The 15,190-nt window shown below is 39.7% G+C and carries 13 protein-coding genes; 8 read left to right on the top strand and 5 right to left on the bottom strand.

Features of this window, described 5'->3' with window-relative positions:
- Positions 1 to 44 precede the first annotated feature (44 nt).
- The gene (gene guaD / locus BBP83_RS04010) at positions 45 to 1,376 is read right to left on the bottom strand and encodes a guanine deaminase (RefSeq protein WP_068886132.1); all 1,332 of its coding nucleotides are present in this window, start codon (positions 1,374 to 1,376) and stop codon (positions 45 to 47) included.
- Between the two features lie 189 nt (positions 1,377 to 1,565).
- Here guaD and BBP83_RS04005 point away from each other — a divergent pair, with 189 nt between their 5' ends.
- Complete coding sequence (locus tag BBP83_RS04005) at positions 1,566 to 2,159, top strand: nucleotidyltransferase family protein (protein ID WP_141689948.1); 594 nt, start codon at positions 1,566 to 1,568, stop codon at positions 2,157 to 2,159.
- A 44-nt stretch (positions 2,160 to 2,203) separates the two neighbouring features.
- Here the strand turns inward: BBP83_RS04005 and BBP83_RS04000 are convergent, their stop codons facing one another.
- Both BBP83_RS04000 and BBP83_RS03995 read right to left on the bottom strand, forming a co-directional pair.
- Complete coding sequence (locus BBP83_RS04000; RefSeq protein ID WP_068886131.1) at positions 2,204 to 3,169, bottom strand: TerC family protein; 966 nt, start codon at positions 3,167 to 3,169, stop codon at positions 2,204 to 2,206.
- A 322-nt stretch (positions 3,170 to 3,491) separates the two neighbouring features.
- Positions 3,492 to 4,676 carry a sugar transporter gene (locus BBP83_RS03995; protein WP_068886130.1) on the bottom strand — a complete coding sequence of 395 codons (1,185 nt, stop codon included), beginning with the start codon at positions 4,674 to 4,676 and terminating at the stop codon, positions 3,492 to 3,494.
- Between the two features lie 135 nt (positions 4,677 to 4,811).
- Here BBP83_RS03995 and BBP83_RS03990 point away from each other — a divergent pair, with 135 nt between their 5' ends.
- Positions 4,812 to 5,093 carry a GNAT family N-acetyltransferase gene (locus tag BBP83_RS03990; RefSeq protein ID WP_068886129.1) on the top strand — a complete coding sequence of 94 codons (282 nt, stop codon included), beginning with the start codon at positions 4,812 to 4,814 and terminating at the stop codon, positions 5,091 to 5,093.
- A 333-nt stretch (positions 5,094 to 5,426) separates the two neighbouring features.
- On the top strand, positions 5,427 to 5,705 hold the full coding sequence (locus tag BBP83_RS03985; RefSeq protein WP_068886128.1) for a GNAT family N-acetyltransferase: 279 nt from the start codon (positions 5,427 to 5,429) through the stop codon (positions 5,703 to 5,705).
- Between the two features lie 71 nt (positions 5,706 to 5,776).
- Here the strand turns inward: BBP83_RS03985 and mpl are convergent, their stop codons facing one another.
- Entirely contained in the window at positions 5,777 to 7,141 is a 1,365-nt protein-coding gene (gene mpl / locus BBP83_RS03980) for a UDP-N-acetylmuramate:L-alanyl-gamma-D-glutamyl-meso-diaminopimelate ligase (RefSeq protein WP_068886127.1), read from the bottom strand.
- A 252-nt stretch (positions 7,142 to 7,393) separates the two neighbouring features.
- Between mpl and BBP83_RS03975 the strand changes: the two genes are divergently transcribed.
- The 4 genes from BBP83_RS03975 to BBP83_RS03960 all read left to right on the top strand — a co-directional run bounded on the left by BBP83_RS03975 (position 7,394) and on the right by BBP83_RS03960 (position 11,469).
- Positions 7,394 to 7,732 (top strand): DMT family protein, encoded by a 339-nt coding sequence (locus BBP83_RS03975; RefSeq protein ID WP_068886126.1) that lies wholly within the window; start codon positions 7,394 to 7,396, stop codon positions 7,730 to 7,732.
- Between the two features lie 191 nt (positions 7,733 to 7,923).
- Entirely contained in the window at positions 7,924 to 8,436 is a 513-nt protein-coding gene (gene purE, locus BBP83_RS03970) for a 5-(carboxyamino)imidazole ribonucleotide mutase (protein ID WP_068886125.1), read from the top strand.
- A gap of 15 nt (positions 8,437 to 8,451) precedes the next feature.
- A complete protein-coding gene (locus BBP83_RS03965) occupies positions 8,452 to 9,573 on the top strand; it encodes a 5-(carboxyamino)imidazole ribonucleotide synthase (RefSeq protein ID WP_068886124.1) in 1,122 nt (373 codons plus the stop codon).
- A gap of 600 nt (positions 9,574 to 10,173) precedes the next feature.
- Positions 10,174 to 11,469: a lytic murein transglycosylase gene (locus BBP83_RS03960; protein ID WP_068886123.1), complete on the top strand. Its 1,296-nt coding sequence runs from the start codon at positions 10,174 to 10,176 to the stop codon at positions 11,467 to 11,469.
- Positions 11,470 to 11,525: 56 nt separating this feature from the next.
- On the opposite strand, the gene BBP83_RS03955 is transcribed toward BBP83_RS03960, so the two are convergent.
- Positions 11,526 to 12,653: an anhydro-N-acetylmuramic acid kinase gene (locus tag BBP83_RS03955; RefSeq protein WP_068886122.1), complete on the bottom strand. Its 1,128-nt coding sequence runs from the start codon at positions 12,651 to 12,653 to the stop codon at positions 11,526 to 11,528.
- A gap of 63 nt (positions 12,654 to 12,716) precedes the next feature.
- Between BBP83_RS03955 and tyrS the strand changes: the two genes are divergently transcribed.
- Positions 12,717 to 13,949, top strand: a complete 1,233-nt coding sequence (gene tyrS / locus BBP83_RS03950) for a tyrosine--tRNA ligase (protein ID WP_141689947.1) — start codon at positions 12,717 to 12,719, stop codon at positions 13,947 to 13,949.
- The last annotated feature ends 1,241 nt before the right edge of the window (positions 13,950 to 15,190 follow it).

Genomic DNA, 15,190 nt, shown 5'->3' with positions numbered 1-15,190 from the left:
GTAAGGTCACAACAATCTGTATAAAGATCGCCAATTAAAAGCGCTTATTGTGTCGATGTTGATGCTTTGACATATACGCATTGTCCATACACATAGGTACGGTGAATATTGCGGTCATCCCCCATCATCATCAGCGCAAAAAGTGAATCTTCTAAACCTCTAGCTTTCGATTGACGTAGTTGTTGTAAGGCTGTGGGGTTTAAATCTAGTACAACAAAATCGGCTTCTTTGCCAATGTTAAAGTTACCCAATTTATCGGCTAAATCGAGCGCGTTTGCGCCCCCTAAGGTCGCATGATACAGCGCTTCAAATGCGGATAATTTATTGCCTTGCAGTTGTTGCACTTTATACGCTTCTTGAATGGTTTGCAGTTGATTAAATGACGTACCTGCACCAATGTCTGTGCCTAAACCGACTTTCACTTGTTTGTCCCAAGTGGTTTTAAGTGGAAACAAACCACTGCCTAAAAATAGATTAGAGGTTGGGCAAAACGCAATTGCAGAATTGGTCTTGTGCAGGCAATTCCATTCGTCATCTTCTAAATGTACACAGTGTGCAAAGACAGAACGTGATCCGGTTAAACCATAATGGTCATAGACATCTAAATAACCTTTTTGCTCAGGGAACAGTGTGTTGACCCACGCAATTTCATTTTTATTTTCGCTTAAATGTGTATGCACATAAACATCAGGATATTCCGCTTTGAGTTGGCCTGCTTTTTGTAATTGTTCAGGGGTAGACGTTGGCGCAAAACGTGGCGTAATGGCATATAGGTTACGACCTTTACCGTGCCATTTTTCAATCAGTTGTTTCGATTCGCTGTAAGCTATTTCTGCCGTGTCACATAAGTCTTCGGGTGCATTGCGATCCATCAAGACCTTGCCAGCAATTAAACGCATTTGGTGCTGTTCTGCAACTTCAAATAAGGCATCGACAGATTGCGGATGCACAGTACAGAACACCAACGCCGTGGTGGTACCGTTTTTTAACAGTTCCTGTACAAAGAATTGTGCAATTTTTTGTGCATATGCAGGGTCTGAAAATTGTAGTTCAGTTGGAAATGTATAGGTGTTGAGCCATTCGAGTAGCTGTTCACCATAGGCACCAATAATTTCAGTTTGTGGAAAATGAATATGTGTGTCAATAAAACCCGGAACAATCAGTTGATCGGGATAATGAGCCACTTCAATCTTGGCGGGTAGATGGTGTTGTCCATTTTTCCAATCACCAAACCAGCGAATTTTGCCGTTTTCAGTGATCATTAAACCATCTTCTACATATCGCACTTGGCCGTGAATGTCATGGGCTTGGGCAACTGTATTCTGAATATCCAAGAAGCGTCCGCGGATAGCGGTCAGTGCATTGATAGAAGACATTGAGAACCTATGATTGTTAATTTTTTCAGTTGATTGTAACGTAAAAATTATTACGAAAGATGCATGCTTTACAGATATCTGTTCATTTGATGAGGTTGTAGAATTGAAAGAGGACGAATTATAGAAAGCTATAAAATGCCAAGGTAGCTTTTAAATGATGCTTGCATAAAATATGGAGGATTGAATGGGATGAAAAAAATAGTGCCCTGCCCTGATGCCGAACGGTTGCTTAAATGCCTTTCTGAAAATCGAGTTTTCATGGCATTGTTAAAAGCACTATATTTCATTGAGCCATCCGCTTATCTGGCCGCCGGAGTCATCCGTAATAGTATTTGGGCACATTTGCATGATCAGCACTATGCATTGAATCGGATTGAAGTTGATGTGATTTTTTTCAATCCACAAGACAATGGCTATCATGAACAGCGCATTCAAAAGTATCTTGAAGCCATTTTTCCGAAAATCATTTGGGATGTCACCAATCAGGCCTTGGTACATCAGTGGTATCAACAAGAGAATGGTGAAGGTATTGCACCGCTTACTTCTATTGCTCACGCACTTTCATTATGGCCTGAAACTGCCACGGCGGTTGCTGTACGTTTAAATGCACAAGATCATTTGGAATTTGAAGCACCTTTGGGTTTACAAGATTTATTTGAACTGAATTTAAGATGGAATTCTGCCTTAGTTAGTCAGGCCGTTTTTATGGAACGGATACAGACCAAACAATTTTTAGAAAAATGGCCTCTACTCACGTTAGTTCCTCCTCATTTCACGCAATAAAAAGGCCTTCTTAGAGAAGGCCTTCAATTTAGCTTAATTGAACGTTAAAGCGTGGTTTGATGATGCTTTTTACTATGACGGATAGACAACCATGCGGTAATGCCTAATGTAATAATAATAAACCCGAGTGAAATCCAGATTGGCATATGGAACACATCTAGCATTAGCATTTTGAAACCAATGAACAGTAAAATAATACCTAAACCATAAGGTAAGTAATGCATCTTAGATGCAGCCCCAGACAGCAAGAAAAACATGGCACGCAGGCCTAAAATTGCCATCAAGTTTGCGGTCAGGACAATAAACGGGTCAGAAGTTACTGCAAAAATAGCAGGAATCGAGTCGACGGCAAAAATTACATCCGATGCTTCAACTAAAATCAGCACCAAAAATAGCGGTGTTGCCCAGATTATGCCATTTTGACGAACAAAGAATTTATCACCCTGCATTTGTGGGGTAATACGCATGTGTTTGCGCAGCCATTTCAAAATCGCCATATCTTCAATATTTTTGTCTTCATCGTCTTGCCCTTTTAAGAACTTAAAGCCGGTGTAAACCAAAAATGCGCCAAAGATATATAGCACCCAAGAAAACTCTTGAACGAACCATGCACCAATAAAAATAAAGATGGTACGTAGCACAATTGCACCGAGTACGCCGTATAACAACAGTTTACGTTGTAATGCTGGTGGAATTGCAAAGGCTGCAAAAATCATCAACCACACAAAGACATTATCGACTGCTAGAGATTTTTCTAATAAATAACCCGCAAAGTATTCCATTACCTTGGTATTGGCGACGGTCACTCCTGCTGTTTGCTGTAGATAGAGCCATAAGCCACCACCAAAGAGTGTCGCGACTGAAACCCAAGCAATACTCCAATAGGCTGCAGTTTTTAGTTTAACTTCTTGGCCTTTATTCTGTTTAAAGCCTAAAAAGTCGATGATCAGCATGACGGTAACTAAACCGAAGAATGCTAAATATAGCCACAATGAGCCAATTGTTTCCATGTGAATCCTCCACATCTGACAATCGGCCATAAAAAAACCTTGACCTGCTGTCAGATGAATAAAACATCTGTGACAACATGATCAAGGTCTTGCCTACATTGTTCATCTTGAAGATGATCAATGCTCAGATACCGACTTTTTGCAAAGTGTAATGACGATATTCTGACACGCATTTACTGAATAAAAAGCAAAGCGTTTGGAGGAGGCTACTCCCCTTGTTCAACTAAATTTTGTTTTGGACACTGTCCAAATATGGCCAAATGATGGCAGATTTTTAATTAATAAGCAAATCATCAGTCATTATTTTTGTGAATATCAGGCATTAAATAAAGTCACGGCGTTGCACCAGTAGCGTGGCCAGTATGGTGCCAAAGACAGCAATAATCCCGCCAACAAGGCCAATACTGGACAAGCTATAATGGACAGAAACCATACCCCCCAGTAGCGCGCCGGCACCAATTCCGACATTGTATAAGCCTGAATAAATGGCCATAGCCACATCTGTAGCATCTGAGGCTAAGGTTAATGTTTTTGCTTGCAAAGCTAAACTAAAACCAATAATTCCAATACCCCAAAATAAACACAAGATACTAAAAGTATTCAAGCTGGCTGAAAGAGGAAGCATGAGTAACATTGAAATTGCGAGGCAACTGGTAAAAAATGGAATGGCTAAACGCGGGAAGCGAGCGCCGAATTTACCAAATAAATAAGAACCAATAAAACCTGCTCCGCCGTAAACCAATAAAAGAGCGGTGGTTTCTGATGAGGTAAAGGCTGCAATATTGAGTGAAAAAGGCTCAATGTAACTATAGGCGGTAAATTGCGCGGTGATGATAATTACCGTTAATGCAAAAACCAGTATTAAACTTGGCCGACCTGCGAAATCTTTTAAACTGCGGAGTGAACCTGAGTTTTGACTGGGTAACTTAGGCAAAGTTTTGGCAAGTGTGATACAGATAATCGTAGCGCCTAAGCCAATGAAAGCAAAGGTATTACGCCATCCGTAACTTTCCCCAATCATTCGTCCAAAAGGAATGCCAAGTACCATTGCCAACGCTGTGCCCGTGGCCAATAAGCCCAAGGCTTGAAATTCTTTGCCTTGAGGTGCGACACGCACAGCCAATGATGCGGTAATGGCCCAGAACAAGGCATGTGAAAATGCAATCCCCACACGACTAATCAGAAGGACATTAAAATTCCATGCCAAATACGACAGTAAATGGCTGACAATAAAGACCATAAATAGCGTAATAAGTAGAAAACGGCGCTCAATATTCTTGGTCAGTAGCATTATGGGGAGTGAAATCGGAGCGACTATCCACGCATAGAGCGTAATCATCAGACCAACATCGGTGGCAACCATATTAAAACTTTGGCCAATGTCACTTAGTAATGCGATTGGAATAAATTCGGTGGTATTAAAAATAAAAGCAGCAAAGGCGAGCGTAATCACGCTGACCCATTGCTGTGAACGACTGGGAGCCGTTTCGGGAGAGAGAGCTGACATGGTCATGCGTTCAAAAAAAATCTTGGCTATTTTAGATTTATAGTGATGAATTGTTAAGCGCTATTGAAAACTAACCTCAAATTTAATAAAAACAAAGAGGAATGAAAATAATACGATGAAATTTGAGGTTGATTTATGATCGTACAACAGCGTGATAATGAGCACAAAGGTGAATTTTTTGTAGAACAAGAAGGTGAGCGTTTAGCTGAAATGACTTACTCGTGGGCTGGAACAGATAAATTTATTATTGATCATACCGATGTCAGTGATACTTTGCGTGGTCAAGGTGTCGGACGATATTTATTAGATGCGGCTGTTCAGTTCGCACGTGATCGTCAGGTCAAGATTATTCCGCTTTGCCCTTTTGCAAAATCAGTGTTTCAAAAAGATGCCAACATACAAGATGTTTTAGTTTAAGCCTTTAAAACGCCCTTAACTTGTACAGAATGCTTAAAATTAAGGGAGAAGATAGAGTGAAATATCAATTATTTTACTCAATAGAATGACATTGCTCAGAAACGCGATTTATACATCGAAATTCCAATTAATAAAGCAATGAGCAATAAAAACAGGACAGCAATCAGATAAATATCCATACAACCCCAGCAAATAAAATGATGGTGTTAATCTAGGAGAATACGTCCTTTTTGCCTATCACTAAAATTGGGTATTTTTTTTAAAATCTGGATATAAATCAATAAATAAAAAATCATGTTATATCATAAGTGAAAAGAACAGGAGATTTAGCGCATGCAACACACCGACAATGGTCAAAAAGGTGAATTTTTTAAAGCCGATGCTTCGGGTAAGCGCATGGCTGAAATAAGCTATATTTGGCGTGATGACTCAACCATTGATGCCAACCACACATGGGTGGATGACTCACTTCAAGGTCAAGGAGTCGCTCGTCAATTATTAGATACCTTGGTTGAATTTGCACGTAAAAAAAAGGTGAAAATTGTGCCCACGTGTTCATATGTAGATGTGATGTTTAGGCGCGAAAAAAGCTTTACGGATATTGTGGCTTAGATATATTGTTATATTCAAATAAAATAAAAGGACTATAAAGATAGTCCTTTTATTTTAAACTATATCTGTTGTTATGCTTTTAAAGCACCAATCAGTTTTTGGTGTAGCCCGCCAAAACCGCCATTTGACATAATCACCACAGCATCGCCCTCACCTGCTTGAGTCGCAATCGTTTGAATAATTTCATCCAAAGTACGTGCAATCACTGCATTATTGGGTGCAGCCTCAATCACAGGTTGTAAATCCCAATCTAAACCTTCAGGTTGATACCAAATGACTTCATTCGCCAAACGTGCAGAATAAGCCAAACCATCTTTATGGCTCCCCATACGCATGGTATTTGAACGTGGTTCAATCACTGCCCAAAGTTTTCGTTCACCTAAGCGCTTACGGGCACCTTCTAAAGTGGTGTCAATTGCAGTCGGGTGATGGGCAAAATCATCATAAACCTCAATCCCACGGATTGTACCCAAAAGTTCCATACGGCGTTTTACACCGCCAAAATTCGATAAGGCTTCACAAGCTGTTTCAATAGAAACCCCAACATGCTCGGCTGCGACAATGGTTGCTAAGGCATTGGCAACACTGTGTTGTCCAGTCATATTCCACTTCACTTCACCTTTGACGACACCGTGTTGTAGTACTTTAAAGTGAGAGCCATCTGCTGATAGTTGCTCTGCATAAACTTCAGCAGCCTCGTTGGCATCTAAAGATGTACGAACGACTGGCGTCCAACAACCCTGCTCTAAAACTTCATCAATATTGCTTTCAGTAATGGGGGCAATAATGCGACCTTCGCTTGGAATGGTACGAACCAAATGATGGAATTGCTTTTGAATGGCTGCCAAGTCATCAAAGATATCGGCATGGTCAAATTCAAGATTATTTAAAATGGCGGTTTTCGGATGATAATGAACAAATTTAGAGCGTTTATCAAAGAAAGCAGAATCATATTCATCGGCTTCTACGCAGAAATATTGTCCACCACCTAATCGTGCACTTTCACTAAAACCTAAAGGTACACCACCAATTAAGAAACCAGGATTTAACCCTGCTTGATCCAATACCCAAGCCAACATCGTCGTGGTCGTGGTTTTACCGTGTGTTCCTGCAACGCCTAAGACATGTTTGCCTTGTAGGACGTGATCAGCCAAAAACTGTGGGCCTGAAATATAAGGTAGGCCTGCATTGAGCATATATTCCACGGCATCAATACCACGTTTCATGGCATTGCCGACAATGACTAAATCTGGGTGAGGTTGCAAATGACTACGATCATAGCCTTGCATTAAAGTAATGCCTGCATTTTCAAGTTGGGTCGACATTGGCGGATAAACATTTGCATCCGAACCTGTTACTTTATGGCCTAAATCACGTGCTAACAGCGCCAAAGAACCCATAAAGGTGCCACAAATACCCAAAATATGCAGATGCATATGCTTAACTCCACTGCTTTTATAGACACATCACTTCATTGTTGTGGTGTTGTCGTGATTAATTCGATTTAAAAGCAACGATAGCAAGGGTTTGAGTGAAAAGATAGTTTTTCTTGTATCTATTCAGAGGTTTTAAAACCCTTTTTTATAGCTATATTTTTTCTCTCTTTAAGGCAAGTATCATGGTCAAAAAACACATGTATTCTGCTGAGAACATCGTAAACTATGTTCCAAAATTTTGGATACAAAACTATGTCCCTCCCCCTTTTACTGCTGATTATTTCAAACTGTTTTATGACGTTGGCATGGTATGGGCATTTAAAATTTTTACACGGTGCGCCTTTGTGGCAAGCGATTTTATTTGGTTGGCTGATTGCACTGCTTGAATATAGCTTCATGATTCCAGCAACCCGCATGTTGGCCGCCGATGGTTGGTCTATGGGACAAATGAAAATTACCCAAGAAGTGCTCACCCTATTGGTTTTTGTTCCATTTATGATTTTGCTGTTTAAACAGCCTTTTAAGCTGGATTATTTATGGGCTGGGTTTTGCTTGCTGGGTTGCGTGTATTTTGTCTTTCGGAGCCAATAAGTTATTTATCTGTTTCGAAGCAATGATTTTTCTTAGATTTTTAGAGATTTAAGAGAAAATAATAAAAATGAGCACTTAGTTTGACGGTTAAATTTTGGTGAGATGGAAAATCAGTCTATAATATGGGGCTCTTATTAAAGCTTGGCTCTAGTCGAGATTTATCTCTCTTAACTATTTCTGGAAACATTGCAATGAATGCGGCCGCTTCACAAGACACACCTCTCGTTGGAATTATCATGGGTTCTCAATCCGATTGGGCAACCTTAGAAAACACTGCCAATATGCTTAAACAGCTTGGTGTCCCATTTGAAGCGGAAGTTGTGTCCGCACATCGTACTCCAGACCGTTTATTTGAATATGCTGAAACTGCGCGTGAACGTGGTATTCAGGTGATTATTGCGGGTGCAGGTGGTGCAGCGCATTTACCGGGTATGTGTGCAGCCAAAACTGATCTTCCTGTATTGGGTGTGCCAGTAAAGTCATCTATTCTAAATGGTGTAGATTCTTTGTTGTCAATCGTGCAAATGCCAGCAGGTATTGCTGTGGGAACATTGGCAATTGGTCCAGCAGGCGCAACCAATGCAGCCATTATGGCCGCTCAAATTTTAGGTTTAACGCGTCCTGACATTGCAAAAAATGTTGCCGATTTCCGCGCTGCTCAAACAGATAAAGTGGCAAGTAAAAATATTCCGGGCCAAGTTTAAAAAGAGACACAGATCATGGATAAAACCATCGGTATTTTTGGTGGCGGCCAACTGGGCCGAATGATGGCACAAGCAGCATTGCCATTGAATATTCAATGCACTTTTTTTGAAGCCAATACAGACTGCCCTTCAGAAATTTTGGGTCCTGTATTTTCAACCAAAGCTGAAAACGGACTGCAACAGTTTATTAACAGTGCAGATGTATTCAGCTTAGAATTTGAAAATACGCCATTAAGTGATGTGGATGTATTGACCAAAAGCAAAACTTTGCATCCGCCCCGTCAAGCTTTGGCCATTGCACAACATCGTTTGTCTGAAAAAGCTTTGTTTGATGAATTAGACATTCCTGTTGCGCCGTATAAAGCGGTCAATTCGTTGGACAGCTTAAAGAATGCCGTGACTGTTTTAGGCTTACCGATTGTGCTGAAAACGGCCACTGGTGGTTATGATGGCAAAGGTCAATTCGTTTTACGTAGTGAAGATCAGATTGATCAAGCGTGGATGGAACTTGGCCCTGCTGGTGAATTGGTTGCAGAAAGTTTTGTAACCTTCTCACGTGAAGTGTCGATTATTGCCGTGCGTGGTCAAAATGGTGATGTAAAAACTTGGCCATTGGCTGAAAATCATCATCATCATGGTATTTTGTCACATTCTATTGTCCCTGCACCGAACAGTGCAGATTTGCAACCTGTAGCACAAGACTACATTACTCGCCTGCTGAATCATTTGAATTATATCGGTGTTTTGACTTTAGAGCTGTTTGTTACAAGCCATGGTTTATTGGCCAATGAGATGGCACCTCGTGTGCACAATTCAGGTCATTGGTCGATTGAAGGTGCAGTTTGTTCGCAGTTTGAAAACCATGTCCGTGCCGTGGCAGGCTTGCCTTTGGGTTCAACAGAAGTGGTGCGGCCGACCGTTATGGTCAATATTATTGGTCAATATCCAAAAACTGAAGATGTTTTGGCTTTAGAAGGTGTTCATTTACATCTGTATGATAAGACTGAACGCGAAGGCCGTAAGATTGGCCACATTACTTTAATGCCAAATGATTCGACTAAATTGACAACATTATGTCGTCAATTGGCGAAAATTTTACCCAATCCTTTGTCATTAAGCGAAGATATGACCATTTAAACTTAAGTTTGAATGATAAAAAAGCGGTCATGCCAATGACCGCTTTTTTTGTGTCTATAGTTCAGGCATCATTGCGCCTCTTTTGAAAGACCAACTCTATATTGGATGCTTAATACTTATTGTTGAGTATCAAATGTTCGGCTGTTTATATTAAAAAATAATTTAAAAAACTACTTTGAATTTAAAGTTGAAGAATGAATTTAAAAGCGCGGTTTGAATTCAAAAAGAAATGAATTTGTAAAAATAGTTTGAATTTAAAACAGTTTAGGCGGTTTTTGCTGTAAATGAATTCAAAGTTCGTGATTTTGAATTTAAATTTTGAGAGTTTAAATTCAAAATTGAATGCAATTGTTTTTGTTGAGTATATTTTAAAAATTGTGGATAACTTTGTTTGAATTTAAAGATATTGATTTTTAAATTCAAAACAATTTTCTGGAAAATGAATTTAAATAATCGCTGTGGATAAAATTTTAAATTTAAAAGTGGTTTTTGAATTTAAAACACTAAAATGAATTTGAAATTACAGATCTTCATCTTTTATTCATGTGTAGTGATGCTATGGTGTACTCATCATTTGAGTTTAAAAAGATGAAGGATGTCATGCGCCAATTAGTATCAGTCTTAGGTTTAGCTATATTTGCAATGTCTCAGGCGCAAGCGGAGCTAATTATTAATGGTCAATCTGTTACAACGACAGCCAACCCAATAATGTCAAATTCGCAATCGTCTTATTCTTCTCAAAATAATTTTCAAAACTGTTTAGCAAATTTACGAAGCCAAGCCATCAATTCTGGTGTTTTAGCGAATACTTATGACCGCTACACACAAAATTTAACGCCTGATTATTCAGTGATTGAGAAACTCAACTATCAACCAGAATTTTCCACGCCAATTTGGGATTATTTATCTGGTTTAGTGGATGATGAGCGCGTGCAGCTTGGTCAACAACAATTGGTGCAACATCGTGCTGTATTGAATCGTGTTGCGACCACATATGGTGTTCCTGCAGAAACAGTTGTTGCTGTTTGGGGTGTAGAAAGCAACTTTGGTGGTATTTCGGGTTCTTATCCTTTATTACAGTCTTTGGGTACGCTGAGTTGTGAAGGGCGTCGCCAAGGTTATTTCCGTGGCGAATTTTTTGCAGCTATGCGTATTTTGCAACGTGGCGATTTAACCGAGCAGCAATTGAAAGGTTCTTGGGCAGGCGCATTTGGCCATACGCAGTTTATGCCGTCTACCTATGAAGAACTTGCTGTCGATTTTGATGGTGATGGTCGTCGTGACTTGGTTTCCAGTACGGCAGATGCCTTGGCTTCTACAGCCAATTTCTTAAAAAAGCGTGGTTGGCAAACAGGACAGCCATGGGGTTTTGAGGTAAAAATACCGCAAGGTCTATCTATTGGTGGTGAAAGTCGACGCAATAAAAAATCCTTAAGCAGTTGGGTGGATCAAGGCATTGTGCGAGCGGATGGCTCACCGCTGATTCAGGGGGCTTTAACTGAAAGCTCACAAGCAGGTTTAATGGCGCCAGCGGGTGCAAATGGGCCGGTGTTTTTAGTCTTTAAAAACTTTGATGCTATATATAGTTATAACGCAGCTGAAAGTTATGCCTTAGCGATTGCGCATTTATCAGATCGTTTACAGGGTAACGGTGGTTTTAGTACGCCTTGGCCTACAGATGATGCAGGTACATCACGTGTAGAGCGTCGCGAAATTCAGCAATTTTTACTCAATCGTGGCTATGATATTGGTGCAGTCGATGGTTTGATTGGGGATAAGAGCCGTCAAGCTATTCGTCAGGAGCAAATTCGTTTGGGCTTCAGTCCAACAGGGCGTGCCGGACAGCAAATTTTAAGTGCGTTTCGTTATGAAAATGCCAAAAAGATGATGCGCTAAGTTTTATGCTGAAAAAACCTGCAATTGCAGGTTTTTTCATTTTTATGGGGGGAATATTAAACGGCGGTAATGGTCCCTAAAATACGCTTACCTTTAGCACCTGTCACAGCGGGTAAATTACCACTAAGTTGCTTCATAAAGCGCATGGCCAGCCAAGCAAAAGCTGTGGCTTCTACCCATGTTGGGTTTAAACCTAAGTCTGCTGTACTTTGTACCGTCCATTGGTGTTTGCGTAAACGCCATCTTAATTGTTCTAATAAATGTGAATTATAGGCGCCACCACCACACACATAGACTTCACCCGTGTCCATATCTGAGCGATAAATGGCTTTTTTAATCGCGCGCGTGGTGAGTTTAAGTAAAGTGGCTTGTACATTTTCAGGACTATCTTCTAGCTCATTATATTCTTGGTCATTACGCCAATCGGCGATTTGTTCATCCAACCATTCTAAATTGAAATCTTCTCGGCCTGTGCTTTTCGGGGGCTCTTTAGAAAAATATGCATGGGCTTGCAAGCGATCTAAAAGGTTACGAATAGGCGTGCCATAGGCGGCCCAATTACCATTTTCATCATAGGGTTGGCCGGTATAACGGTGACACCAAGCATCCATTAAGATATTGGCTGGGCCTGTATCGAAACCATAAACAGCATCAGGATGGCCTGCGGGTAATAAACTGACATTGGCAATGCCACCTAAATTTAAAATTACGCGGTGGATGCTGGGGTGTTGGAAAACATCTTGATGAAATGCAGGAACCAATGGGGCACCTTGACCGCCTGCCGCCATATCACGACGGCGAAAGTCAGAGATGACAGGGATTTGGGTCATTTCAGTAATAATGTTGGGGTCGCCAATTTGCAGGCTAAAACCATGTTCGGGACGATGACGAATGGTTTGCCCATGCGAGCCAATGGCTTTAATTTGACTCCGATCTAGGTGATTTTCTTCAATTAAGCGATTAATGCCATGACCAATCATAGTGGCCAATGCCACATCGGCCACACCCATACGGTCAATTTCGTTATCACTGGGCAGTGTGAGCGCCATGAGTTCATCACGTAAATTGGGGTCAAATTCCAGTGTGAGCGTGGCATGAAGTTGTAATGGATCAAAAGAAGTCGCAGCAATATCTACACCATCCATACTTGTACCGGTCATTACTCCAATATAGATCGCTGTCATGATGATTCTAAAGCCTGCAATGTGCTGAAAAAATGTTAGTATATCGCACAAATTGAATAACTGATGTGTTTGGGTTTTGTGATGTCAAATTTCCTGCCGGCTGAAGAACAACTTGCTCTCATTCAACGAGGCACTCACGAAATTATTTCTGAAGAAGATCTTCTGAAAAAATTGAAAGAAAATCGTCCGCTTAAAATTAAAGCGGGTTTTGATCCGACTGCACCCGATTTACATTTGGGTCATACGGTCTTAATTAATAAGTTAAAAGTGTTTCAAGATTTAGGACACGATGTCACATTCTTGATTGGCGATTATACCGCCATGATTGGTGATCCAACGGGTAAAAGTGCCACACGTCCGCCATTGTCACGTGAACAAGTGCTTGAAAATGCAAAAACTTATCAAGAACAAGTGTTTAAAATTCTTGATCCGAAGAAAACCAAAGTTCGTTTTAACTCAGAATGGTTTGCTGAAAAAACCGCAGCTGATTTAATTCAGTTGGCTTCGCAACAAACAGTAGCGCGGATGTTGGAACGTGATGATTTTACGAAGCGTTACAATAATCATCAACCGATTGCGATTCATGAATTTTTGTATCCTTTGGTTCAGGGTTATGACTCGATTGCGCTAGAAGCAGATGTAGAGTTAGGTGGAACAGATCAAACCTTTAACTTGTTGATGGGACGTACTTTACAAGGGCGTTTTGATCAAGAAGCACAGGTATGTATTACTGTACCCATCCTTGAAGGTTTAGATGGCGTAAATAAAATGTCTAAATCTTTAGGCAATTATATTGGTGTGTTTGATGCACCAGGCGCGATGTACCAAAAAGTACTGTCTATGCCAGATAGCTTGATTGAGCGTTATTTTGACCTTTTAAGCTTTAAATCCATTGAAGAAATTCAACTTCTATTAAAAGAAGTGGCTGAAGGGTGTAATCCTCAGGATGTGAAAAAAATTCTTGCACTGGAATTGGTTGAGCGTTTTCATGGAAGTGATGCGGCTGCACATGCGCATAAAGGGGCTGGAAATTTAATTACGGAAGGTGAATTGCCAGAAGGTACACCTGAAGTGACAATTTCTCGTGCAGAATTTGGGGGCGAGCTTTTTATTACCTCTATTCTACGTGAGGCGGGTTTAACCAAGAACGCGGCACAAGCCAAAGATGCGATTGCGCGCGGTGCTGTAAAAGTGGATTGGAATACTGTTGATGCTTCATTTTCGGTTAAAGAAAATGTAACTTTAATTGTTCAAGCCAGTAAAAAAGCCATCGCAAAAGTAATTTTTATCGATTAATTTAAGCTAAAGCATTGAAAAAAGCAGACTTTGGTCTGCTTTTTTTTGAATTAGTATATTACTAAAATAGATAAGTAAATTCAAAAAAAACCTTATGAAAACAAGAGTTAAATTTTGCCAAATGGATTGCATTTTAATATTATTATGTATAAGATTTATTCGTCTAGAGAATGATAGAAAAAAGAAAATCTAGAGGGTGGGAAATAGTACTGACTTCACGATTTAAAGCTTCTTCCCCCAGAAGACTATTTTTCGTAAGTTGTTTAAAAATAACTATAATTATAATGCGATGGATCGATTAAAGATTCAACTCCAAGGAAGAGATTTTGGGAGAGATCTCTTCCTTTTATTTTTCTAAATTTAACAATCCTATTTTTTAACGACATGCTTACCTTATTTTCTTTTGGGTGGTACAGGTTTTTTAAGTCGTGCTCATAATAATATTGTCTAAGGTGCTATCGCTCTGCATTTTCTAAAGTATTAAGGTGAGAAATCTATCTAATGTCAATTGCATCCCTTGTGGTTTTACTTGCGACTCATGGGTTGAGCCTTAATAAATGGCCATACGTCAATAAAAGCTCAGATTTAAAAACCCTCAGTATTGCTGTTTAGGTGTCGCCATAAGTATTGAGTTGATTTGGTTGGAGCAAAAAAAGTAACTCAGGTTTTTGGGATCAAGTGATATGTCGTTTTATCTATATAAGTGGTGTAAGTAAGCTTAGTCAACAAAGTCGTCATTCATGAAAAAATACAAACAACGATATAGATAGAGAAATATTGAAGTGTTTTATCTTAAAAGTTATCAGAGAGAAGTTTTTTGCAATGAATAGGTATATTTGAAAGATAAATTCGAATAAATACGAAATTTTTATAAAAATTGACTAAAAAATAGATAAAAAAGCACTTTTTTTGCCATTTTTGTAGAAAAAAAATACATCCGTTAAGAATAACCTAAATTAGGGGTTGCAATGATTTCTAAATCCACTAGAATGCACCCATACCGACGAGATAGACGGAAACGAACGAAGCATGAAGTGCTGAGTTGTTAAGTATATTGAGTCCAGCTTCTAGCACTGACGAGGTGTTAGAAAGATCATTAAGAGCTTATGAAGAACAACTTGTGTGGATTTTTACTGATTGATTGATCGAAATTATTTTCATTGATTGATGGTAGAAATTACTCGAAGTTTATTTGAGAAATATTTGTCAGAAAATTGATGAGCCAAGATTGGTGCCCTTTA

It is taken from the genome of Acinetobacter celticus, assembly GCF_001707755.1.
Taxonomy (GTDB): domain Bacteria; phylum Pseudomonadota; class Gammaproteobacteria; order Pseudomonadales; family Moraxellaceae; genus Acinetobacter; species Acinetobacter celticus.
This window is presented reverse-complemented; position numbering and strand designations above follow the sequence as displayed.